This is a genomic window from Sporosarcina sp. FSL K6-2383 (assembly GCF_038618305.1).
GTDB lineage: Bacteria > Bacillota > Bacilli > Bacillales_A > Planococcaceae > Sporosarcina.
The window spans coordinates 1,394,755-1,417,886 of the sequence record NZ_CP152017.1 but is presented as its reverse complement, the minus strand read 5'-3'; the positions used below and the strand labels follow the sequence as shown (position 1 = coordinate 1,417,886).

General features: G+C 40.9%; 26 protein-coding genes. 6 read left to right on the top strand and 20 right to left on the bottom strand.

Features of this window, described 5'->3' with window-relative positions; translation table 11 throughout:
- Nucleotides 1–75 precede the first annotated feature (75 nt).
- Nucleotides 76–1,905, bottom strand: coding sequence for a translational GTPase TypA (typA, locus tag MKZ10_RS07070; protein WP_342509185.1), 1,830 nt, complete (start codon nucleotides 1,903–1,905; stop codon nucleotides 76–78).
- A gap of 98 nt (nucleotides 1,906–2,003) precedes the next feature.
- Here typA and MKZ10_RS07065 point away from each other — a divergent pair, with 98 nt between their 5' ends.
- A complete protein-coding gene (locus tag MKZ10_RS07065) occupies nucleotides 2,004–2,189 on the top strand; it encodes a YlaF family protein (protein WP_342509183.1) in 186 nt (61 codons plus the stop codon).
- 56 nt (nucleotides 2,190–2,245) lie between these two features.
- On the opposite strand, the gene MKZ10_RS07060 is transcribed toward MKZ10_RS07065, so the two are convergent.
- Nucleotides 2,246–3,037: an inositol monophosphatase family protein gene (locus tag MKZ10_RS07060; RefSeq protein ID WP_342509181.1), complete on the bottom strand. Its 792-nt coding sequence runs from the start codon at nucleotides 3,035–3,037 to the stop codon at nucleotides 2,246–2,248.
- A gap of 256 nt (nucleotides 3,038–3,293) precedes the next feature.
- On the bottom strand, nucleotides 3,294–3,491 hold the full coding sequence (locus MKZ10_RS07055) for a hypothetical protein (protein WP_342509179.1): 198 nt from the start codon (nucleotides 3,489–3,491) through the stop codon (nucleotides 3,294–3,296).
- A gap of 350 nt (nucleotides 3,492–3,841) precedes the next feature.
- Here MKZ10_RS07055 and MKZ10_RS07050 point away from each other — a divergent pair, with 350 nt between their 5' ends.
- On the top strand, nucleotides 3,842–4,471 hold the full coding sequence (locus MKZ10_RS07050) for a DUF1054 domain-containing protein (RefSeq protein ID WP_342509176.1): 630 nt from the start codon (nucleotides 3,842–3,844) through the stop codon (nucleotides 4,469–4,471).
- A 26-nt stretch (nucleotides 4,472–4,497) separates the two neighbouring features.
- Here the strand turns inward: MKZ10_RS07050 and MKZ10_RS07045 are convergent, their stop codons facing one another.
- From MKZ10_RS07045 to MKZ10_RS07010, 8 genes are all read right to left on the bottom strand, one after another.
- Nucleotides 4,498–4,776 carry a UPF0223 family protein gene (locus MKZ10_RS07045; RefSeq protein WP_342509174.1) on the bottom strand — a complete coding sequence of 93 codons (279 nt, stop codon included), beginning with the start codon at nucleotides 4,774–4,776 and terminating at the stop codon, nucleotides 4,498–4,500.
- A gap of 15 nt (nucleotides 4,777–4,791) precedes the next feature.
- On the bottom strand, nucleotides 4,792–5,757 hold the full coding sequence (locus tag MKZ10_RS07040) for a nitronate monooxygenase (RefSeq protein ID WP_342509172.1): 966 nt from the start codon (nucleotides 5,755–5,757) through the stop codon (nucleotides 4,792–4,794).
- A 22-nt stretch (nucleotides 5,758–5,779) separates the two neighbouring features.
- A complete protein-coding gene (locus MKZ10_RS07035) occupies nucleotides 5,780–6,595 on the bottom strand; it encodes a polysaccharide deacetylase family protein (RefSeq protein ID WP_342509170.1) in 816 nt (271 codons plus the stop codon).
- A gap of 262 nt (nucleotides 6,596–6,857) precedes the next feature.
- Entirely contained in the window at nucleotides 6,858–8,270 is a 1,413-nt protein-coding gene (gene lpdA / locus MKZ10_RS07030) for a dihydrolipoyl dehydrogenase (RefSeq protein ID WP_342509168.1), read from the bottom strand.
- Nucleotides 8,271–8,274: 4 nt separating this feature from the next.
- The gene (locus MKZ10_RS07025; RefSeq protein WP_342509167.1) at nucleotides 8,275–9,576 is read right to left on the bottom strand and encodes a dihydrolipoamide acetyltransferase family protein; all 1,302 of its coding nucleotides are present in this window, start codon (nucleotides 9,574–9,576) and stop codon (nucleotides 8,275–8,277) included.
- A 68-nt stretch (nucleotides 9,577–9,644) separates the two neighbouring features.
- Nucleotides 9,645–10,622 (bottom strand): alpha-ketoacid dehydrogenase subunit beta, encoded by a 978-nt coding sequence (locus MKZ10_RS07020; RefSeq protein ID WP_342509165.1) that lies wholly within the window; start codon nucleotides 10,620–10,622, stop codon nucleotides 9,645–9,647.
- Nucleotides 10,623–10,625: 3 nt separating this feature from the next.
- A complete protein-coding gene (gene pdhA / locus MKZ10_RS07015; RefSeq protein ID WP_342509162.1) occupies nucleotides 10,626–11,741 on the bottom strand; it encodes a pyruvate dehydrogenase (acetyl-transferring) E1 component subunit alpha in 1,116 nt (371 codons plus the stop codon).
- A gap of 269 nt (nucleotides 11,742–12,010) precedes the next feature.
- Complete coding sequence (locus MKZ10_RS07010) at nucleotides 12,011–12,646, bottom strand: YkyA family protein (protein ID WP_342509160.1); 636 nt, start codon at nucleotides 12,644–12,646, stop codon at nucleotides 12,011–12,013.
- 303 nt (nucleotides 12,647–12,949) lie between these two features.
- Here MKZ10_RS07010 and def point away from each other — a divergent pair, with 303 nt between their 5' ends.
- From def to MKZ10_RS06995, 3 genes are all read left to right on the top strand, one after another.
- Nucleotides 12,950–13,507, top strand: a complete 558-nt coding sequence (gene def, locus MKZ10_RS07005) for a peptide deformylase (RefSeq protein WP_342509158.1) — start codon at nucleotides 12,950–12,952, stop codon at nucleotides 13,505–13,507.
- 233 nt (nucleotides 13,508–13,740) lie between these two features.
- On the top strand, nucleotides 13,741–13,950 hold the full coding sequence (locus MKZ10_RS07000; protein ID WP_203246083.1) for a DNA-directed RNA polymerase subunit epsilon: 210 nt from the start codon (nucleotides 13,741–13,743) through the stop codon (nucleotides 13,948–13,950).
- 2 nt (nucleotides 13,951–13,952) lie between these two features.
- Nucleotides 13,953–15,620 (top strand): ribonuclease J, encoded by a 1,668-nt coding sequence (locus MKZ10_RS06995; protein WP_342509155.1) that lies wholly within the window; start codon nucleotides 13,953–13,955, stop codon nucleotides 15,618–15,620.
- A 129-nt stretch (nucleotides 15,621–15,749) separates the two neighbouring features.
- On the opposite strand, the gene MKZ10_RS06990 is transcribed toward MKZ10_RS06995, so the two are convergent.
- From MKZ10_RS06990 to MKZ10_RS06950, 9 genes are all read right to left on the bottom strand, one after another.
- Entirely contained in the window at nucleotides 15,750–15,995 is a 246-nt protein-coding gene (locus tag MKZ10_RS06990) for a hypothetical protein (protein ID WP_342509153.1), read from the bottom strand.
- 139 nt (nucleotides 15,996–16,134) lie between these two features.
- Nucleotides 16,135–16,407, bottom strand: a complete 273-nt coding sequence (locus MKZ10_RS06985) for a hypothetical protein (protein ID WP_342509151.1) — start codon at nucleotides 16,405–16,407, stop codon at nucleotides 16,135–16,137.
- A gap of 176 nt (nucleotides 16,408–16,583) precedes the next feature.
- Nucleotides 16,584–17,243, bottom strand: coding sequence for a TrkA family potassium uptake protein (locus MKZ10_RS06980; protein WP_342509150.1), 660 nt, complete (start codon nucleotides 17,241–17,243; stop codon nucleotides 16,584–16,586).
- Between the two features lie 102 nt (nucleotides 17,244–17,345).
- Nucleotides 17,346–17,801, bottom strand: a complete 456-nt coding sequence (locus MKZ10_RS06975) for a TlpA disulfide reductase family protein (protein ID WP_342509148.1) — start codon at nucleotides 17,799–17,801, stop codon at nucleotides 17,346–17,348.
- Nucleotides 17,802–17,865: 64 nt separating this feature from the next.
- Nucleotides 17,866–18,408 (bottom strand): peroxiredoxin, encoded by a 543-nt coding sequence (locus tag MKZ10_RS06970; RefSeq protein WP_342509146.1) that lies wholly within the window; start codon nucleotides 18,406–18,408, stop codon nucleotides 17,866–17,868.
- Between the two features lie 561 nt (nucleotides 18,409–18,969).
- Nucleotides 18,970–19,425 (bottom strand): GNAT family N-acetyltransferase, encoded by a 456-nt coding sequence (locus tag MKZ10_RS06965; protein WP_342509144.1) that lies wholly within the window; start codon nucleotides 19,423–19,425, stop codon nucleotides 18,970–18,972.
- Between the two features lie 226 nt (nucleotides 19,426–19,651).
- Nucleotides 19,652–20,236 (bottom strand): hypothetical protein, encoded by a 585-nt coding sequence (locus MKZ10_RS06960; RefSeq protein ID WP_342509142.1) that lies wholly within the window; start codon nucleotides 20,234–20,236, stop codon nucleotides 19,652–19,654.
- Between the two features lie 568 nt (nucleotides 20,237–20,804).
- Entirely contained in the window at nucleotides 20,805–21,554 is a 750-nt protein-coding gene (locus MKZ10_RS06955) for a helix-turn-helix domain-containing protein (protein ID WP_342509140.1), read from the bottom strand.
- Between the two features lie 384 nt (nucleotides 21,555–21,938).
- The gene (locus tag MKZ10_RS06950) at nucleotides 21,939–22,262 is read right to left on the bottom strand and encodes a hypothetical protein (protein ID WP_342509138.1); all 324 of its coding nucleotides are present in this window, start codon (nucleotides 22,260–22,262) and stop codon (nucleotides 21,939–21,941) included.
- Between the two features lie 317 nt (nucleotides 22,263–22,579).
- Between MKZ10_RS06950 and MKZ10_RS06945 the strand changes: the two genes are divergently transcribed.
- On the top strand, nucleotides 22,580–23,122 hold the full coding sequence (locus tag MKZ10_RS06945) for an XRE family transcriptional regulator (RefSeq protein ID WP_342509136.1): 543 nt from the start codon (nucleotides 22,580–22,582) through the stop codon (nucleotides 23,120–23,122).
- The last annotated feature ends 10 nt before the right edge of the window (nucleotides 23,123–23,132 follow it).

The window sequence follows — 23,132 nt, the reverse complement described above, 5'->3', positions numbered from 1 at the left end:
CCTTCTGTAATGCACTTAATATACCAACGAAGCTATGCTCCTATAAAAGGCGCATAGCGTTGTTGGGTAGACTTATTATTTCTTTTTCTGAACGCGCTCGCGCTCGTTCTTATCAAGAATTTTCTTGCGTAGTCTGATAGACTGCGGTGTAATTTCACAATACTCATCATCATCCAAGTATTGTAGCGCTTCTTCAAGTGACATAATTCTCGGTTTTTTCGTTGTTACTGTTTGATCTTTCGTCGCTGAACGAACGTTTGTCGCTTGTTTAGCCTTCGTTAAGTTGATTGTCAAATCGCTTTCACGTGTATTTTCGCCAACAATCATCCCTGCGTATATATCTGTTCCTGCAGAAACAAACATAATACCACGGTCTTCAAGTTGCATAATACTGTAAGGCGTGGCTGTACCATTCTCCATAGAGACGAGAACACCATTTCTACGACCTCCAACTTTTCCTTTTGCCATCGGTTGGTAAGAATCGAATGTATGATTCAAAATACCGTACCCTCTTGTCAGCGTTAGGAACTCAGTTGAATAACCAATCAATCCACGGGCAGGGACATTGAACGTCAAACGAACTTGTCCATTACCATTGTTGACCATATCAATCATTTCACCTTTACGCTCACCCATCGATTCAATGATTGAACCCGTATGCTCTTCTGGAATATCGATTTGCACACGTTCAACTGGCTCTGAACGAATACCATCGATTTCTTTTACGATAACGGATGGTTTCGAAACCTGTAGCTCGAATCCTTCACGGCGCATGTTTTCAATCAAAATAGACAAGTGAAGCTCACCGCGTCCTGAAACCGTCCACGCATCTGGTGAATCAGTTGGATCTACACGAAGTGATACATCTGTTTGCAATTGTGATTCAAGACGTTCTTCAATTTTTCTTGACGTAACCCACTTACCTTCTTTTCCTGCAAATGGACTGTTGTTGACAAGGAATGTCATTTGAAGCGTTGGCTCGTCAATGAACAATTCTGGAAGCGCTTCTGGATGATCGACAGGGCAAATCGTTTCACCAACGTCGATATTTTCCATACCAGATACCGCGATCAAATCGCCTGCTTTAGCTTCTTCAATGTCCACTCGTTTCAAACCAAGGAACCCCGACATTTTTGTTACACGGAAGTTCTTCACAGAACCATCACGTTTCAACACAGAAACTTGTTGACCAACTTTCATCGTACCACGGAAAACGCGTCCAATACCAATACGTCCAACATAGTCACTGTAGTCAAGAAGTGACACTTGGAATTGTAATGGTTCTTCACTATTATCAACTGGCGCTGGAACATGCTCAATGATTGCATCGTAAAGGTCACGTAGCGTGTCCTCTTGTGAAGCTGGGTCAGGAGACAAGCTCGCTGTTCCGTTAAATCCAGATGCATAGACAACTGGGAAATCTAATTGATCATCATTGGCATCAAGCTCGATAAACAACTCAAGCACTTCATCAACCACTTCTTCCGGACGTGCAAATTCACGGTCGATCTTGTTGACAACAACGATTGGCTTAATGTTTTCTTCAAGCGCTTTTTTAAGAACAAAACGCGTTTGTGGCATACAGCCTTCATATGAATCGACAACAAGAATAACGCCGTCAACCATTTTCAAAATACGTTCTACTTCTCCACCAAAGTCAGCGTGACCCGGTGTGTCTAGGATGTTGATTTTTGTATCTTTGTATTCAATTGCCGTATTCTTAGCAAGGATTGTAATCCCGCGTTCACGTTCAATTTCGTTTGAGTCCATGGCACGATCTTCTACTTGTTCGTTTGAACGGAAGATCCCCGATTGTTTCAAAAGTTGATCGACCAGCGTCGTTTTTCCGTGATCGACGTGAGCGATAATTGCTATGTTACGTAAATCATTGCGTGTTTTAGTCATGATTTCACTCCATTATTCTTTTTTCAGGTGATTAACTGTGTTATCATAACACATGATGACACAATACAAAAACATTTTATACGGATAGAGGGATTTTTTTGAAAAACATCAAGTGGATTTTCGTCTTTTATTCCATCGCAGCCGTAGCTTCCATGTCTGCAATTGGTATCTCGGTCGCTATGCGTAGTATACCTTTTGCACTCCTTGCCATCCTTGCATTGATTCTCATTATGGGCTATGGCTTCAAAACGAAAAAAAGAATGCGCGAGCAAGGGATTCTCTAAACTGCTTACAAACAAGAACTTTCCAATTTCACCACTTGGAATAGTTCTTGTTTTTACTATTTCAAACGAATATAATTCGTCAGCATATCCTCATGCAGCCCCGGCCTCGCAACGACGAATGCCTCCTGCCCTAGCAAATGAGGTGCTTCACCTTTCATATTTGTTGTGATTGCACCAACCTCCTGTGCAATGACCATACCTCCTGCAATATCCCATGGCGATAACCGCATCGAAATATAGGCATCTATTCGACCAGCAGCTACATACGCCATTTCAATTGCCGCGGACCCATAAGACCTTGTCCCTCTACAGCGTTGGATGAGCTCGATCATTTTTTCATGGTCCGCATAGCGATTTGGAGCTACCCAACTTGCACTAATGCCAATGACCGCCTGCTCCAAAGGCGTTATTTCTAGTTGTGGCAGCCGTTCGTCATTTAAATAGGCTCCCTTGCCTTTTGCAGCACTATAAAAATCATCGCGCATCACGTCGTAGATGTATCCAAGCATACCAATGCCGTCTACATATATACCAAGCGAAACAGCAAAATTACGTTTTTGATGGACAAAATTCATTGTCCCATCAATTGGATCTAACATCCAGATGACACCATCCAACACTTCAATTTTGTCACCGAATCCTTCCTCTCCTACTATCTTATGGTCCGGAAAATCACGCTTAATCCTACTAATGAAAAATTGTTCAATTTCCCGATCGATATTTGTCACCAGGTCATTGGCATCTGCTTTTGAATCAACGTTTATCTCCGCGAAAAAAGAATTACGGATTTTATGGCCTGCCTCTTTTATTAATGATTTAGCATACCGATCAATATTGTCCCAGTTCATGGCGCCATCTCCCCAGCTTTCATCTCTATTTTATCTTCCTTCAGCGTCCCTACCTGTAGGGACGCTGAAGGAAGATAAAGCCTCCGGCGAATGTCATGGATTTTTTAAGGAAGCTTTTCGAGCCCACTCGAAAAAATCCCGACGCAATTAACGCCAAGGCGTAATTGATATCTATTATAACGAAAAAGACACCCCATTACACATTCTTCGTTTCCGAAGAGGTGCCGGGGTATCTTATTGGGTTAACAAATACAGATTAAACGAAACCATTTAGAATCTCCAACTCATGATGTATCTCCATGAGCCTATGCTTACTTTTCATTTTCTGCTTAGCATCATTTCCTTCTAAAGCGTCAAATAACGTTGCCAATTCATAATCCAATTCAAGATTCAGTAGCTTAACATATTCTTTCTCTACATCCGCTTTTCGAATGACATGGACAACCTGTTTCATAATCAACACCCCTTTTTTTGAATGTAGTCCAAATTTTCCGTTAGTTATAATTATAATATGCTACATTTTTACTTCGCTTTAGTTATAAGCCTTGTTATATAGATTGTTCCCCGTTTTCTGTTAAGATAAACGTTAATATGTAACTTGAAACAGCAGGAAGTTCAAATTCACTGCTGTTTCAAGTTACGCCTCCGGCGGATGTCAGGGATTTTGAAAGGAGTTAAAGAAGGCAGTCTAAGTGCGCGACGTCCTGTCGCAACGACTGCATGACCAGCATCGTGCTGGACTCAAGCACAATTCAAAATCCCGACGCAATTACGCCGAGGCGTAATTGATTAGGAGGAATGACTGTGGGTATCCATTTTTGGGTAAAAGATGATTTTGATGTATTTTTAATTGATGGACTAGAGAAAAGAATGGAAGCTCTACAAAATAGAATCCAACCTAAATTTAGTACACTTGGCAGACATTTTGCGGATCGCCTTTCCGCACATGGAACAGACGAGTTTTTCCCGCATGTTGCTAGACATGCCAGAAGGACCGTCAATCCTCCGAAGGATAGCTGGGTCGCATTTGCACCTGCTAAACGTGGTTATAAGGCATTACCCCATTTTCAAATTGGTTTATGGGGAACGCATCTTTTTATTATTTTAGCTGTCATTTATGAAAATCCTGATAAAAAAGGCATTGCTGAACGTCTTAGTAGCCAGCTTACCAGTTTAACTTCATTGCCAGCAGGTTATATCGTCTCGGGCGATCATATGAAGCCCGATGCGCTTAAAATTGATGCGACAGGATCGGCTGGTATAGAAAGCCTGCTAGAACGACTACAAACCGTCAAAAAAGCAGAATTCCTTGTCGGACGTCATCTGTCACGCGAACAGGCAGCCGATATGTCGGCAGATGAATTTATGGCCTTTGCAGAAGAATCGTTTGACCATCTTCTCCCTATCTATGATATTGTGATAGGCAGGAAATAAGTTTTCACAAACAAAGGGAGTGCAGCTTAACGCCGCACTCCCTTTATCATTTCACCGCCCAAAGCTCCTTTTGCAGCTTTCACGACACGGAAGCTGACATAACCGCTTGCCTCTTCAAACTCCTTATCAAGCGTCTTTTCTTCCGCCATAGAAGGCACTACTTTTTTAAATCCACGATAAGCATCCATTAGCTGTTCCTTCAAAATGCCTGTTTCATACGCTTTTTCTACTGCTTCAAAAAATGCCACAACAGTAATCATTTCCGCAGTTGACCAGTCGTGCCTGATTGGATAATTATAATCCACTCGTCAATTCCCCCTTCATTTCCCAAAATTCCAGCCAGAGCGAATTACCTCGGCTTCTTTGACCATCCGTTCAACTAATTCTCCTACAGTTGGAACGTCATGAATAAGCCCAGTCACTTGCCCCGCCCAGCCAAAACCATGATCGATATCTCCATCATGTATAAAGCGTCGATTCGCTTCCCCGCCAATAAAGTCCTTTAACGCTTCGTAATTCGCTTGTTGCGCTTCCAACCCAATAATTTTTTCCGTCCACATCCCAGTTAATGCACGTGCAGGGGAGCCAAGCGTTCGTTTAATGACAGTTGTATCCATCTCACTACTCGTTAGTAGCGCATCCTTGTATGCCGACGAAGCGTGTACACACTCCCTCGTCGCGATGAAGCGCGTTCCCATCTCAATCCCCTCTGCACCAAGCGCATGTGCAGCCATCCAGCCACGGCCATCTCCAATGCCTCCAGAAGCAATAACTGGAATCGAAACAGCATCGACCACCTGCGGCACGAGCACCATCGTGCCAATATCATCACGACCTAAATGCCCGCCACCTTCCTGCCCAACGACCATAACAGCATCAGCACCTAATTCTTCTGCCTTCTGCGCTTGTCGTTTTGCCGCGACGAGTACAAGCGTCTTAACGTCTGTATGCGCAAGTTGTGCGAAAAAAGGCGCTGGGTTTCCTCCTGTCACGGACATCACTTTAACCCCTTCTTCAAGTGCTGCCTCCACCATATGCGCATATGGACGTCCATGTTGACCGATTGCAAAGTTCACACCAAACGGCTTATTCGTCATCGCCTGCACTTTGCGAATTTCAGCACGCAATGCATCTGGTGATTCTAAACTCATTGCCGTAATCTGACCGAGTCCGCCTGCCTCTGACACCGCAGTTGCTAGTTCGGCGTACGCTAGGTAAGCCAATCCGCCTTGAATAATTGGATATTGAATACCAAGTAGCTCCGTTACCCTTGTTTTCCATTCCATTTTTCAAACACCTCCGTCAGCATTAGTCCTCCACACCTTGAATCGTCGCCGGGTCAATCAAATCATAGCCCTTTGCACGTAATCCTTGAACAATATCCTTTAAGGCAGCAGCAGTCCATTCACGATCATGCATGAGAAGATTTCCACCGTCATGCAGTAGCTCTGTATTGACCATAATGTCTGCTAAAGCATTTGCATCCATATACTGCTTTTCCCAATCATAACCGTACGTCCAGTTCATCAGTAGCATGCTATCTTCTTTGACTAACGCTTTACTGAAATCACTATTGACGCCAAACGGCGCGCGGAAAAACTTCGGACGCTCACCCGTCACTTGTTCAACGATATCACTAACCATTTGAATTTCTTCCCGTTGCTCCTCCTCCGAAATCTGTTTAAGATTGGCATGTGTTTTCGTATGATTGCCAATTGGAAAGCCCATCTCATAAATTTCTTTTAATATAGCCTGTTCTTCTTCAGTGTCGATAAAATGCCCATTAACAAAGAAAATAGCGGGTGCATCGAGTTCCTTCAACGTCTTAGCCATTTCCAGTGCGTATTTGTCCGGCGCATCATCAATCGTAAGTAGAACCGCTTTAGGATTAGCATCACCAATTGGCTCAAATGCCCATACAGCATTTAATGCATAAAGTGGCTCGGTTACTTCATCGACAGACTGCTCTATAGGCTGATCTTGAATAACCTCTTCCCCATCAGGCTCTGACACCACTTCACTCTCTGGCAATTTAGCATCGCTGTCATCATCGTCTGATGCTGGAGCCACTTGTTCCTTCGAACACGCTACTACAAATAAAACCAGCATTATTAGTATGTACAAAAATCTTTTTCCCACAAGACCACTATCCTTTCACTACTGACATAGTAGCATGATTTTAAGTAACAATGTATAGGTAACCCGGAACTGAACTACGCAAACATGAAGCTCAGCTACCTATCCGTCAAACTAGGCTACCCCGGGCGTGAACTGGGCTACCTCGGACAAAATCCACCTATAAAAAGTATCACCAACTGACTTTTAACTACACAAAAAACCGCCTACAAGGGAATTTCACTGCCCCGTAGACGGTTCTATAGTTTACTTATTTTACAAGCATATGAACAGGTCTGCCCAAAGCAACTTCTGCTGCTTCCATTGAAATTTCTCCCAATGTTGGATGCGCGTGAATTGTCATCGCAACATCTTCAAGTGTCATGCCTGCCTCAATTGCAAGGCCAAGCTCAGAAATCATATCTGAAGCATTTTCCCCAACAATTTGTGCACCTAATAGAAGACCGTCTTCTTTACGTGATACAAGCTTAACGAACCCTTCTGTTGCATCAAGTGCAAGTGCACGACCGTTTGCTGCAAATGGGAATTTCCCTGCTACAACGTCATATCCTTCGTCTTTTGCCTGTTGCTCATTCAAGCCAACAGTCGCCAATTCAGGATCTGTGAAGCATACAGCCGGAATTGCTAAATAATCAACTTCAGATTTTTCACCTGAAATTGCTTCAGCAGCAACTTTTGCCTCATAAGAAGCTTTATGCGCAAGCTGCGGTCCAGGTACAATATCACCGATTGCATAGATGTTTGGAATATTTGTACGGCATTGTTTATCCACTTCGATAATACCGCGATCGTGGAATTTAATACCCATTTCTTCAAGACCGATTTCATCCGTATTCGGACGACGACCTACTGTTACTAGTACATAGTCAGCTTCGACTTTTTTCTCTTCTCCGCCAACTTCATACGTTACCGTAACACCAGTATCTGTTTCTTCAACGCCTTTTGCTGAAGCTTTAACAACGATGTCTACACCTTTGTTTTTCAAGCCCTTTTTAACAATTTGCGTCATTTGTTTCTCGAAGCCCGCAAGAATATCATTGCCGCCTTCAATAATCGTTACTTCAGAACCAAGGTTAGCATATGAAGATCCAAGCTCAGTACCGATATAACCGCCACCAATAACGACGAGTTTACCAGGTACTTCTTGTAAATTCAAAGCGCCTGTTGAGTTGATAACACGTTTTGTATATTTAAAAGTTGGGATTTCAACTGGGCGTGCACCCGTTGCGATAATCGCATTTTTAAATTTATAAGTTTGTGCAGCGTCTTCAGTAATAACACGAACTGTATTACTATCTACGAAATACGCTTCACCGTAAACTGTATCGACTTTATTGCCTTTTAGAAGTCCTTCGACTCCGCCAGTCAATTTTTTAACGACGCTATCTTTGAATGCTTGCGCTTTTGAAAAATCAAGCTTCACATCAGATACCGTAATTCCCATCGAATCGGAACCTTTTGCACTTACATAACGATGGCCAACAGAAATCAATGCTTTAGAAGGGATACACCCAACATTTAAGCACACGCCACCAATTGTTTCTCTTTCAACGATTGTTACTTTTTGGCCTAATTGTGCTGCGCGAATTGCAGCGACATAGCCTCCAGGGCCTGATCCTACGACAAGTGTGTCAACTTCGATTGGAAAATCTCCTACTACCATTAGTTCACGCCTCCATTAATAATAATTCTGGATTGCCGAGCAATTTCTTCAGATGATTCAACGCTTGTTGACCTGTTGCACCATCAATCACTCGGTGATCAAACACTAATGACAATGCTAACATAGGTGCCGCTACAATTTCACCATTTTTTACAATAGGTTTTTCTGCAATGCGACCGATACCCAAAATGGCTACTTCAGGATGGTTGATAATTGGTGTAAACCATTGACCACCTGCTGAACCAATATTCGTGATTGAGCATGATGCACCTTTCATTTCCGCCGCTGACAATTTACCGTCACGCGCTTTCACTGCAAGGCTATTAATTTCATCAGAAATCGCAAAGATCGATTTACGATCTGCGTGCTTCACAACTGGAACAAGAAGTCCGCGTTCTGTATCAGCTGCAATTCCGATGTTGTAATAATGCTTTTGAATAATTTCCTGCGTTGCATCATCTAGTGACGTGTTCAACGCTGGGAATTCACGCAATGTAGAAACAAGAGCCTTGACAACGTATGGCAAATACGTCAGTTTGATATCTCTTTCAGCTGCAATGTCTTTGAACTTTTTACGGTGTGCAACAAGTTCCGTTACATCTACTTCATCGATTAACGTAACATGCGGTGCCGTTTGTTTCGAATTGACCATTGCTTTAGCAATTGCTTTTCTCATCCCCGACATCTTCTCACGCGTTTCTGGGAATTCACCTTCAAGATTAACTGGAGCTGATGCTGCCGTTGTGTTATCTGTCTGTTCAACTTCTTCAGTCGCGGAAGGTGCTGCTACTTGTGCTTGTCCACCGTTCAGGAATGTTGCAATATCCTCTTTCAAGACACGGCCGTTTTTACCCGTCCCTGCAATCAGACGAATATCTGCACCTTGTTCACGTGCAAATTTACGCACGGATGGCATTGCAATAATTCGACGATTCGGATCAACGTCTGCTTGGGTATTCACTGAAGGAGCTGCCGCTACCTCTTTGACCTCTGGTTGAGCTGCTTCAACTGGAGCCTGAACAACTGCTTCAGGTTCAGCCTGCGGCTCGCCACCTACATTTTCATAGCCCGGCGCATCAAAAGTAATCAATAGATCGCCTACGATTGAAACTGTGCCTTCTGTAACGTGTATTTCTGTGACAGTACCTGTTACTGGTGATGGTATTTCTACAACAGACTTATCGTTTTGAATTTCAAGAAGTGTATCGTCTTCGTTGATTTTGTCGCCTTTCGCAACAAACCACTTAACAATTTCACCTTCATGGATTCCTTCTCCGATATCTGGTAAACGGAATTCAAATGCCACGTGATTCACCCTTTCTTAATAAACTTACAAATAATCCTAAGGAAGAATTGAACTTCATTCTTCCTTAATTAGAATGTTAATACTTTTTTAGCTGTTTCGATAATATCTTTCACTCCTGGAAGCCATGCGTTCTCACCTTGTGCAAATGGATAGATTGTATCCGGTGCTGTAACGCGTAGTACAGGTGCTTCAAGGCTAAGAATTGCACGCTCAGTAATTTCAGCTACAACATTCGCTGCAATTCCAGCTTGTTTTTGTGCTTCTTGGACAACGATTGCACGATTTGTTTTTTCAACAGATGCAATGATTGTTTCAATATCAAGCGGTTGGATCGTGCGTAAGTCGATTACTTCAAGTGAAATTCCTTCTTTTTCAAGCTCCTCAGCTGCTTTCAAGCTTTCGTGAACCATTGCCCCGTATGTGACAACCGTTAAATCTGTTCCTTCACGTTTCACATCCGCTTTCCCTAAAGGAATTGTATACTCCTCTTCAGGAACTTCCTGTCTGAATGAACGATAAAGCTTCATATGCTCAAGGAAGACAACCGGATTTTCATCACGAATTGCAGAGATTAACAATCCTTTTGCATCGTATGGAGTAGAAGGAATAACTACTTTAATTCCAGGCTGAGACGCCACAAGACCTTCAAGGCTATCCGCGTGCATCTCAGGTGTTGCAACGCCACCACCAAATGGTGAACGAATCGTAACAGGTGCATTGAAGCGACCCGCACTGCGGAATTGCATACGCGCCAATTGACCACTAACCGAGTCAATGACTTCGAAGATAAAACCAAAGAACTGAATTTCCATCACTGGACGAAAACCTGTAAATGAAAGTCCGATTGCTAGTCCACCGATTCCAGACTCTGCAAGTGGTGTATCGAATACACGGTCTTCACCGAATTCTTTTTGTAAACCTTCTGTTGCACGGAACACTCCGCCGTTATTCCCAACGTCTTCACCGAAGACGAGAACGTTTTCATCATTTTTCAGCTCCACGCGCATCGCGTCGGTTATCGCTTGAATCATCGTCATTTGTGCCATCGGTTACTTCGACTCCTTTTCCGTGTAAATCGCAAGCTGCTCTTGTAAGTTAAATGGTAGCTCACCTTTGTACATAATGTTAATGAAATCACTTACTTTTTGCTTAGGTGCTGCGTCTGCTTCTTTGATAGCTTCTTTAATTTCTTCTTTCGCACGTTCAATGACTTCGTTTTCTTTCTCTTCACTCCAAATACCTTTCGCTTCAAGGTATGTACGGAAACGGATAAGTGGATCACGTTTTTCCCACTCATTGTCCGTATCAGATGTACGGTAACGTGTCGGATCATCGCCGGCCATTGTATGCGGTCCGTAACGGTAACACATTGCTTCAATAAGCGTTGGTCCTTCGCCGTTTACTGCGCGCTCACGTGCATCGCGTGTAACCGCATACACTGCTAGAGGATCCATACCGTCAACAAGAATGCTTGGAATACCTGCCGCAATCCCTTTTTGAGCTAGTGTTTTCGCCGCTGTTTGCAATTCACGTGGTGTTGAAATCGCAAATTGGTTGTTTTGAATAATGAAGATTGCAGGTGAACGGTACGCTCCGGCAAAGTTGATGCCTTCATAGAAGTCACCTTGTGATGTTCCACCATCGCCTGTATACGTCATCGCAACTGCTTTTGTACCGCGTTTTTGGAAGCCAAGTGCAATTCCTGCTGCCTGAATATATTGCGCACCAATAATAATTTGTGGTGGGAATACATTGACACCTTCTGGAATCGCGCCACCTTGGTAATGCCCACGCGACCATAGGAATGCTTTAGCAAGTGGTAGACCATGGAATAACATTTGAGGTACATCGCGATATCCTGGAAGGATAAAGTCCTCTGTTTCAAGCGCAAAGTGAGAAGCTAGCTGGGAAGCTTCCTGTCCTGCTGTCGGAGCGTAGAAACCTAAACGCCCTTGACGATTCAATGAAATTGAACGTTGGTCCAAAATTCGTGTATATACCATGCGCGTCATTAGTTCAACAAGTTCATCGTCAGATAAATTCGGATTTGCGTCCTCATTGACGATTTTGCCTTCTTCATTCAAAATCTGGAACATTTCAAACTGGTCTTCAATCGCGTGAAGTGTCTTCACCGGATCGAACTGCTTGTCTTTTTTTGCAACCATTTCGGCAACTCTCCTTTATAACTGTATTATGAATCAATGGTGTATTGATTAGTACAACCTCTTCCCTATTTAGTATACTGAATCAAAACGCAATGGTCAAACATAGGAATCGCATGTTTCATAGTCTACTTTCAATGTCAGAATTGATAGTATCCACCAACCTGTATTAGTACAATATTATCCCTGTGTTATAATAGAATAATAATTAATTCACCTTTCAAAATAAAGAAAAAGGGCAGGGAAACGAGCTTCCTTGCCCTTCTGTTCTATCATTCCCCTTGTTGGAGGCTCGCAAACACATCATCTTTCAAATGATTTACTTGTTCCGTTAGGTCGTTAAATCGAGTAATGTTCAATTGAACTGTTTCGTTTTGTACATTCACTTCATCGACCTGCTTCGTCAATTCCGTCAATTGAGTTCCTTCGGCGCCTAGCATTTCATATAATTGTCGCTGTAATGACGTAAGCTCTTTATAGGAAATGATAAATTCTGCGTGTGACTCATAGCGCTCACCAATGGTCGTCTGCAGCTTCTCAATATCACTCTTTACTTGTTCGTCTGCTTTTTCAAGTATCGTATCCAAATCCTCGGACGAAGCCTTCGCCTTAGTTATGGAAGCTTCTTCTTGTTCCAACTTCTCTAAGCGTTTATCGAGTGACTCTTCAAGCCCGACTACTTGCACCGTCAGTTCCTCTTGCTGTTGTTGTGTCAATTTCATCGTTTCATTGAAGAGCTGTTGTTCAGATTGTTCAAGACTTGTCAATTCAGCTTGTGCATCTCGATAATCTTGTTCCGCCCCATTCATCGCATTCATTGTATCCGCCAATTGTTGTTCAATAGACGAACCAACCGTACAGCCGGCAAGCACCATCGTTAACACAAAGACCATTATTATTTTTTTCAAATTAAACCCTCCGATTCCACTTAGACTATAACTTTTTTCATTTCTATATTCAAGTTCGCGTTGAATTTCTTTCCGTTGCCAAAAACCTATAAAAATCTATAAGTATTGTTTTATTCCCTGTTCTACGTGTCCGATTTTGCCGAAGCTACTTTCGTTTGATGTGACACTCCGAGGGCGTAAATTCGGATACAACGAATCCTACATATTTATAGTTTTTATAGTTTGCAGCGATCTGTCAGTAGCCCCCAATTTCCTATTCGATTATACTAGTACGTATAGTATAACCGAAAGGAAGTTTGTACGATGATTTTAATGGAACATATCGTCCGTGAAGGGCATGCGGCTCTTCGCAAACGTGCGGAAGAAGTACCTTTCCCACTGTCGAAAGCTGACCACCAGCTCAGTGAGGATTTACTGAACTACGTCATAAATAGCCAAAATGATGATATTTGTGAACAATATGGACTCCGTCCTGGGATTGGATTAGCTGCTCCACAAGTAGACGCATCGAAAAGAATTTTTGCACTCCATATTACAGAAGAGGATCGCGAGCCACTTAGCATTATTGCCATTAATCCTAAAATTGTGAGCCACTCTGTAGAAAAGACTTATTTAACTGCTGGAGAAGGTTGCCTCTCTGTCGACCGTGAAGTCGAAGGCTACGTCCCTCGCTATGCACGAATTACAATTAAGGCATTTGATTTAGAAGGTAAGGAATTCAAAAAACGTTTAAAAGGTTTAGCTGCTATTGCTTTTCAGCATGAGCTCGATCATTTGAACGGAGTCATGTTCTACGATCATATCGATAAAGACTCACCCTTCAAAGAAATTCCGAACGCCATTCCTTTTGAACGTGAATAATTCTTGACAGAAGGTTCAGATAACTGTATAATTAGGCTGAGGAAGTGATATAGCCATGTACAAACGTCTGAAACGTAAACTGTTGAAGCGGCTGAATGGCATTCTCGGTAAAAAAACAATCGCCTAATATCTTAGCTCACCATGTAAATTGGTGAGCTTTTCTTTATTTTAAGGAAGTGTCATGCTACTATAAAGAGAATCAGTTCAATCGAACGTAAAAAGGAGAGCAAACGATGATTTATAAAGTTTATTATCAAGAAAACATGCTACAAGTACCTGTCCGCGAAAATACACAAAGCATGTACATCGAAGCGGACTCGGAAAGGTCTGTCCGCGAGAAGTTAAAAAGCCGTAACTACAGTATTGAATTTGTGCAACTTCTTGAAGGTGCACATCTTGAACACGAACAGGCTGCACCCTATTTCGAGCTTGAGCAGGTTTAACAATGAAAGCTATTAAAAATAATGAAACAGCTGTTTTCGCTCTAGGCGGACTAGGGGAAATCGGTAAAAACACGTATGGTGTGCAATTTCAAGATGAAATTATTTTAATTGACGCTGGGATTAAATTTCCAGACGATGAATTACTCGGAATCGACTACGTCATTCCTGATTACACCTATCTTGAACGCAATGTGGACAAGATAAAAGGCCTATTCATCACACATGGTCACGAAGACCATATTGGGGGAATACCTTATTTACTAAGGAAAATTAATGTTCCCGTTTACGGCGGAAAGCTTGCACTAGGCCTATTGCGCAATAAACTGGAAGAACACGGTCTATTACGGACAACAAAAATGATTGCCATCGATGAAGATGATGTCATTAAGTTCCGCAAAACTGCCGTGTCGTTTTTCAGAACGACACATAGTATTCCAGACGCATTCGGTGTTGTCGTCAAGACACCTTCTGGTAACATCGTCCACACTGGTGACTTCAAATTTGATTTTACACCTGTTGGCGAACCAGCAAACTTGACGAAAATGGCTAAAATCGGTAGTGAAGGCGTCCTTTGTTTACTATCTGACAGCACAAACGCTGAAGTTCCAAACTTCACGATGTCTGAGCGGAAAGTCGGCGATAGTCTAAATGAAATCTTTAGAAAAGTTGACGGTCGTATCATTTTTGCAACGTTCGCTTCTAATATTCATAGACTACAACAAGTAATTGAGGCTGCTCAGCAATTCGGTCGCAAAATAGCAGTTTTCGGGCGTAGTATGGATAATGCCATTACAATCGGGCGCGAGCTTGGCTACATCATTGCACCAAAGGAATTATTCGTCGATACGCAATCATTAAATAAGCTACCTGCAAACGAAGTAATGATCCTTTGTACAGGAAGCCAGGGCGAACCGATGGCAGCACTCTCACGCATCGCTAACGGTACGCACCGCCAAGTTCAAATTCACCCTGGAGATACAGTTATTTTCTCATCTTCTCCAATTCCGGGTAATACTTTGAGTGTGAATAAGGCCATTAATGCCTTATCCCGTGCTGGTGCTGAAGTTGTTCATGGTTCTTTAAACAATATCCATACATCTGGGCATGGCTCGCAGGAAGAGCAAAAGCTCATGCTTAGACTCATTAAGCCTAAGTACTTCATGCCGATTCATGGGGAATACCGGATGCAGAAAATGCATACAAAACTTGCAGTTGATTGTGATGTCCCACAGGAAAACACTTTCATCATGGCTAATGGTGATGTTCTGGCTTTAACACAGGACTCAGCACGTCTCGCAGGACGCATCCCTTCTGGCGATGTGTACATTGACGGAAGTGGAATCGGTGATATCGGTAATGTTGTTTTACGCGATCGTAGAGTTCTATCAGAGGATGGTCTTGTCATCGTTGTAGCAACAGTCGATACAAAACGTAATCGCATCGTTTCTGGTCCTGATATCATTTCAAGAGGATTTGTCTATATGCGTGAATCTGGCACAATGATTCACGAAGCCCAGCAAATGCTATCGAAGCAAATGCAACGCAAGCTTACAAGCTCACCAGCTGATATTGCTGCACTAAAAAGCGAAATCATTGATGTCCTTGGTCCTTATTTATACGACAAAACAAAACGTAAACCAATGGTGCTTCCTGTTATTATGGAAGTCTAATCAGAAATGCCCCCTCACATATTTTATTATGAGGGGGCATTTTTTAAGTGCAATATGGCAATCGTTCATCCTGCACTCCTCAAAAAACAGATGCACGAAGTTTGAGAATTAGAGAAAAGAAGGCATGATTTAGTTTCTTTTAGCAATTTTCTCGTTCCCATGTTTAAAGTTTCCTGTAATTTTAGCTAACAATAACTGGACTTCCGTTATATTATCTTCAACTTCTTTAATTCTTGCGATTAGACGTTCAGCCACACTATCTTTTATAATTTTAATTTGTTTACCTTTGTAATAGATTACTACTGTTCCTTTTTTTGTTGTTTGATAAGTAAATGGCTCTTCACTTAATCTATCTCGTTTATCTATCTCACTCACTATATCGTCCCCTTCATTATTTTAATTTCCAACATAATATTTCCATTCTCTTCTTTAACTTTTCTGTCTCATTAATAAAGAACATCTTCACTTATTGTAGAAATATACCCGTTAGCTATACATGGAAATGAGCCAAAACTTATGAATGCAAAACACTATGAACAAAGTATTTCGCATCTTCTGCATCTTTTTTTCTGACAGAAACAATATATTGTTTTTCATAGTTCGTGTTCATTCCGAAACTTCCAAAGTTTCCTCTCGAAGTACCAGATCCCACCCATCTCCCTGAAGAGTCAATAACTTTATTGGTATATTTAATGCCCTTCCTTTGTAAAATTGCTCTTACCTTCGAAAATTCTTCCATTGAAAATCCGGTATAAACATCTTCTTTATTAAAGAAAAAAATATCCATCCCCCCTTTAGTATCGCCAAATGAAACTCCTGCTTTTACACTATTAAACTCCTTATGTCTATAATTCTATTAAGTTGGCAATAGTCCTTTTAATATGACCTTGTTTACTGATATTCATAACAGGATAATTTAAAAAATGTATTTAGAAATGATGAAGTCATTTCTAAATACATATCTCAATGAAGTGCCTTCTTCTCAAACTTATGAATATCTGTGTCAGATCCAATCACAATTAAAATATCCTCATGTTGAATCTTCTCAATCGCCTGAGGGGATACCAAAATATGCTTATCACGTTTAATCGCGACAATATTGATACCATACTTCGCACGAATATTAAGCTCAATCAGTGTAGCTCCTGCCAGTTTGTCATTGGCCTTTATTTCCGCGATTGAATGCTCGTCCGACAATTCTAGATAGTCGAGTATGTTATTCGACACCATATTATTTGCAATTCGAATACCCATATCACGCTCTGGATGAACCACTTGGTCAGCACCGATTTTACGCAATACTTTTTCATGATAATCATTCTGTGCTTTAACCGTAATTTTTCCCACACCGATTTCCTTCAACATGAGCGTCGTTAAAATACTCGCTTGGATATTTTCACCAATCGCCACAACAACATGTTCAAAATTTCGAATCCCTAATGATTTCAAAACTGATTCATCCGTCGTATCGGCTACTACTGCTTGTGTCGCAATTTGTGCAAACTCATCCACCCTTTCAGGTGAAATATCAATCGCCATAACATCCGCATCAAGCTCTATCAATTCTCTAACGATACTCCCGCCAAAACGTCCCAGTCCAATGACCACAAATTCTTTTTTCATATAGTAACTCCCCCATCCGCTTACTGAATGCGATTAGTGTATCACACTGCATACTAAGAAGAAAACCCGATTACGCAAAACTATGCGCAATCGGGTTGGAACTTAGTCTTCTCTTTTCATTTCATCTAAAACACGGTTAACGCGCTTTTCAAGCATTTTCATGCCTCCGCCGCCCGCTTGGAAATGACGTAACTGACCATCTTTATCAAATACATAATAAGCAGGTACATATTGGTTATCAAATTTATCCGTCAATGTTGCTTCACTGTCGACGAAAATCGGTTGTGTAATATCATGCTCTGCTGCTACTGCTGTAATTTGGTCCATATCTAAGTCGTCCTCTGAACGTGGCATATGGACTGCGACGACGTTTAAATCTTCTTTAAAACGGTCTCTGAATTCATTTACCTCTGGCATTGCTTCTTTACATAGATGGCAGCTCACTGACCAGAAGTGAATGAGCGTCGGTTTTTCTCCGACCAATTGGGCTTTTGTTTGTTCACCATTCAACCAAGCAGTTGCCCCATCAAGTTCAGGCATTTGTTCACGTAATTTCATAGTAGTGTCCTCCTTTATTTTCATAAAAAACCCCCACGGCTTATTGTATGCGTGGGGATTCAAATTATAGTGTCTTCTGACCAGGTCTCCAGTTAGCCGGGCAAAGTCCGCCTGTTTGAAGCGCTTGAAGTACACGTAATGTTTCATCTACGTCACGGCCAATATTGTTGTGGAATACTGTTTGGTATTGTAGTTCACCTTCAGGGTTGATAATGAATAGACCGCGCAATGCAATCCCTTCTTCTTCAATCAACACACCGTATTCACGTGAAACTTGGTGATTTGTGTCTGCAGCAAGTGGGTATTTCAATTGCTCAAGACCATTGTCTTTACGGTCTGTATTGATCCATGCAAGATGCGTATGGATTGTATCCGTTGAAACGCCGAAGATTTCTGTATCAAGGTCTTCGAATTCATCGTAACGGTCAGACATTGCTGTAATTTCCGTTGGACAAACAAATGTAAAGTCCATTGGATAAAAGAACAATACTGTCCATTTATCATTTTTCATGTTTTCAGCAAGGCTTACTTTGCCAAAAGATTTATCTGCGAGTACTGCCTCCATTGTAAAATCTGGAGCCTGTTTTCCTACCATACGTTCAACCATTAGAGATCCCTCCAAAATTTCTTTGTGCAAGAACATCCGTCCTGCACTAATCCTTTTTTAGGATATCAAATAGACGATGAAATTTCAAACAGAGTCCCTTGAAAATGCTAAGTATTGAATAACTTTTGTCGAATTAATGACAAGAGTTATTACTATTTCGATATATCTGTCGATTCACTTTTTTCGCTGGTTCATTTTTGGTTCGCTTTCGGCTAATTATTCACGACATAATAACCGTTGGAGTTAGTGTTTCTTGTTGTGAATATTTGCCTGTCGCGTTCCCACAATATTCAAGTGAAAAACGCTGCTGCTTGGAAAGAAAGGAATAGATGACTTTCTATTGGGATTATAGGTGCCCGAAGATACAATTTCGGGCACTGTTGCACTTTTTAGAAAATGTTCCTTCCTTACTTTTAACAAGTTCTATAAGAAAGCGTACTTCTTAAAACGACAGTGCTTGAATGAGGAATTAGGCTTATTATTACCCACAATCGTGCCCGTTTCTTGAACAACCCTAAATTTAAAAGGGAGAACCCAAAACAGGCTCCCCCTTGTCTTACTTTAATCGTTTAAATATTTGATAACAGCCATTTCCTTTCCAAATCGGTCACCATTATCAATAAATCCTAAACTGGCATATAGGTGATGTGCTTCCTGATTTTCTGGATGATAACCAACAACAATCTTTTCTGCATCTGGCAACTTACTCATCTCTGAAATCATTAACTTTGTCGCAGCTTTCCCTATACCTTTACCTTGAAAATTCTCATCAACCATTATTCTAAACACCCAATATCCATCAAGTTCCTCTTTTTCAGTGTTAAACATAAGGAAACCCACTACCTTATCTTCATAGTAAATTGCAAAAGGTTTTAATGACCGTTCAAACTTTGATTGGGCAATTGAAATGGCATTCGATTCCAAGTACTCTGTTTGTTTCTCTGATAATTTCAATTCACAGCATTCATACCAGTTCTCTTCGTTCAATTCTTCGATTTTTACATTAATTGTATGCATATATTTTCCCCTTTCAAATTTCGGGGAACGCTAAGTAAACTTTGTTAGTTAGGCGTTATCCCCTTTAAGTTCTTCAGTAAAAACGTTTTTTTGTTTGTCATAATGAACGCCTCCCTTAACAAGTAATGTCTAAAAACAATAATATGGAAACCTTTAGACAATGTAATTATATCACATTCCATTCCGCAAAATGGCCCGTTTGTCGCAGAATAAGAACACGCGTTACCTATGCAGTCCGTGTTCTTCGGCTAAAGATGGTTCTTCCTAATCCCATGCATGATATCATGATTATTATTGAAATAATGTATCCAAGTTTCCAACTATCAGGACTTTTGATTAGCATGAAAGTGATTAGGACAACTAAGAATATTCCTATTAAAAATAAGGGGATCCTTAATTTTGGTTTGTAGTTTTGTACAGTTACCATATCACTTGCAAGAGAAATATTACTAATTGTCAAGTAACTTGCAGCCTCCACTAAATGAAATAAGGCAAAAGAATAAAAAAAGAAAAATAAAATAGAGTTATTAAACTCAATCGTCAGTAAAAGGAAGGATACAGGAATACCAATAAGCAGATTCACTATTATTCCTGCCATCCCAACATTAAAATACTGTTTACTATTTAGAGTTTGTGCCATTTCTTCATCAATAGGCTGAGGTGTAGAGAAGAATAAATAGAATGGCACATGAACTTTGAAAGGATTGTCTTTGCATTTATATTTTGCATATACGATTCCATGTCCAACTTCATGTAACCAAATCACTAAATATAAAGCACAGTACCCAACTATAAAATAGAAGAAAGTCATTTATTATCACCTCTGTATATATAATATTATTTCTTCAATAGATTGACTCCCTCCTTTAATAAAGTACTTTGACACCAATCTAAACACAACCTGCTTGTTCAACTAAATGGCCCACTTGCTGCACAATGTTGTACGACAAACGCGCCCGATTCTTGGGAGAGGATTGCACTAAACATTCCCCTTTCCTAGCCACTAATACTGAATGTTTTCTAAAACCGAAGGCTTATCTCCTTTTTTTGAATACCTGGCGAAATACTCTTTATCTTCCTCAATGAGGTTCCAAACCATCTTTTCTTGTATCACTATCTTAAATGCTTCTTCTTTGTTTTGATTGTTCGAGTCATATGCCTTAATCCAATGTTCATTGTTGTCTCTTGAATAACCTTTTTGAAAATCAGTTCAATTTGTATAACAAGTATAACATTACCTTTTCCAAAATATGCATTTCCATCTATATATATCATATCCAATAGTACACCCTCTTCCATTGACTTGATTAGCTGAATCAGAATACTTGTTCCTCTCCTCATTTTCATCATACGAAACATACATTTCCATTGCCACATCTTCAATATAAAATCCCTTCCACCGGCATATCAAACTCCATAAAAATATCATCAAACAACGCCTTATCAATCAATTTACGGAACACACCATCAAAATAACCAGGAATATTGCGAATCTCTTTGCGCTTTGTCGCTTGAACAGAAATCTGAAGGGCTTGCATCGCCAACTGTTCAAATAATTCTCCTTGGTGCTCATGAATGCTAAATTTCAACATTCGTAATGACAGTGCACGATAAATGCCGAACAATTGACGAGCTAAAGAACTATCACCAATCGTTGTTGACAATAGTTCTTTCATTCTTCCAAACAATGTTGTAGGTGTAGAAATCGGCTCCGCAGGATACGTATCTGTAAGAGTATGGGTCTTCATGTTTTTAGATTTAGAAGAAAATGCTTCAGATTCGGGAACAACGTCCTCAGTCTCACTGTCACTAGGCTCGTCCACTATTGCCGGAGTGGTCAAAGTCGACTGGTCATTGAAGGGTAAAATAGTGTAAATGTTAGCTCCTAACCCGTTCATAACTGGTCGAATATAATGGATACGCTCGATGATTCTAAGACTTTCCAACTTACGAATCGCGCGCCGAATGGTTACGTTGGACTTGCCAATTGCCTCTGCCATCGTGTCGTGCTTTAAGTGAGCAGCACCGTATTTTACAGAGTAACGACGGATTAGATATAGTACAGCTCGATCCGTATCATTCATCTCGTTCCAGTTTGCAAGAACATGACGTCGCGCCGCCTCGTCCACATATCGTCTTTGTTTGTGAAAAGTGCGTAGTCTTTTAAGTAAGTTATCATGGTGGCCATTCCCCTTTTATTCTTTATATAGCGGGAAATGACCAAATCGAATACACCTTTGAAAATATATTTTAAAAATAGAAAAAATATGATAAAGGCTTCTATTCCATCGTTCCGAACAGCACTATCCCTTCGTGTACCTGTGTTTTGCGAGAGCGACGGATGAACGACCGCCATATGATTACCGAAAAAATAAGCATGGATGCGGCAAAGTCGCATCCATGCTTATAAAACGTGTCACGGTCATCATCGTATAGAAGCCGTTCAATCTAAAGCGATCCAAAGTAACGGTACACCTAGGCATATATTTCGATATATCTATTAGATTTAAATGTTATTTACAATGTGATGGTTTAACAGGTCTTGCGAGACAATATTCGCAGTCTGGATCACTGCAAGATGTTTCTCGCCATTCGTCACATGATTCACAGTAAATAGAGTCATGTTCATCATTATAGGCTAGTCTATCGAGGCAAACTTTACAATGATTGGGCAGTTCAAATAATTCACGGATTTTACCGTTCTTCATGAGAAATACGCCTTCAACTGCTTTCTTTTCTGGCCACTGGTCTTCTAATTCCTCAAAAGTAAAGCCCAGGTCTTTCATCGTCCATTGTCGTTCGTCTGGATCTAAATAAAACACTTTCTTTTTTCCCAATCATACCCCTCCTTACTTGTTATATTATACCTTAATCTGTGTGTAATTCAACGCTGACACCACGCCCTTCCATCATCTAGACGGACTATGTAATTTTTAAATTTATGCAATTAATTTAAACACAAAAATAACGCTTGATTTCCAGGTAGAATTTCGTATAATTAAAAAGGATTTAAGTAAACTAAAAGTATAGTAACAGTAAACTTCAACTTGAGGAAATGTTACAAATTTCGAAGGCAGTTAATTGCAGGCAGTCTAATTTCCGGCACAATGACACTGAGAAATAATTGGTTTAAAATTAATAAGGAGGGGAATTCGTGGAGATAGGTAGTAAAATTAAAAGCTTACGTTTAAAAAAAGGACTGACCCAAGAAGAACTTGGGGAACGCACCGATTTAACGAAAGGGCATATTTCACAACTTGAACGTGACCTCAACTCCCCATCGATTGAAACACTTTTCGCTTTGTTAGAGGTTCTTGGTACAACACCAAAAGAATTTTTTGATGAACCGAAAAAAAACGTCACCGTTGTCTACTCTACGGATGACCAGACGATTTACTCTGATGATGAACTTAAATACAGTATTCGCTGGCTTGTGCCCCGTTCCAATGAAAATGACATGGAGCCTGTTCATATTACCTTCCAGCAACAAGGGGAATTCAAAAGATTTGAGCCGTCTCTCGCTGAAACGTTTATTTATGTTCTGAAGGGAAAGGTTACAATTGAAATTGGCGACACGCACTATAGTGCAGCCAAAGGGGATGCAGTCTATTATGATGCCTCTGAGCACCATCGTTTATCGAATGCACATACCGGAACGAGCGAATTATTGCTCGTTGCTACTGAATCTTATTTATAAGGGGGATTAT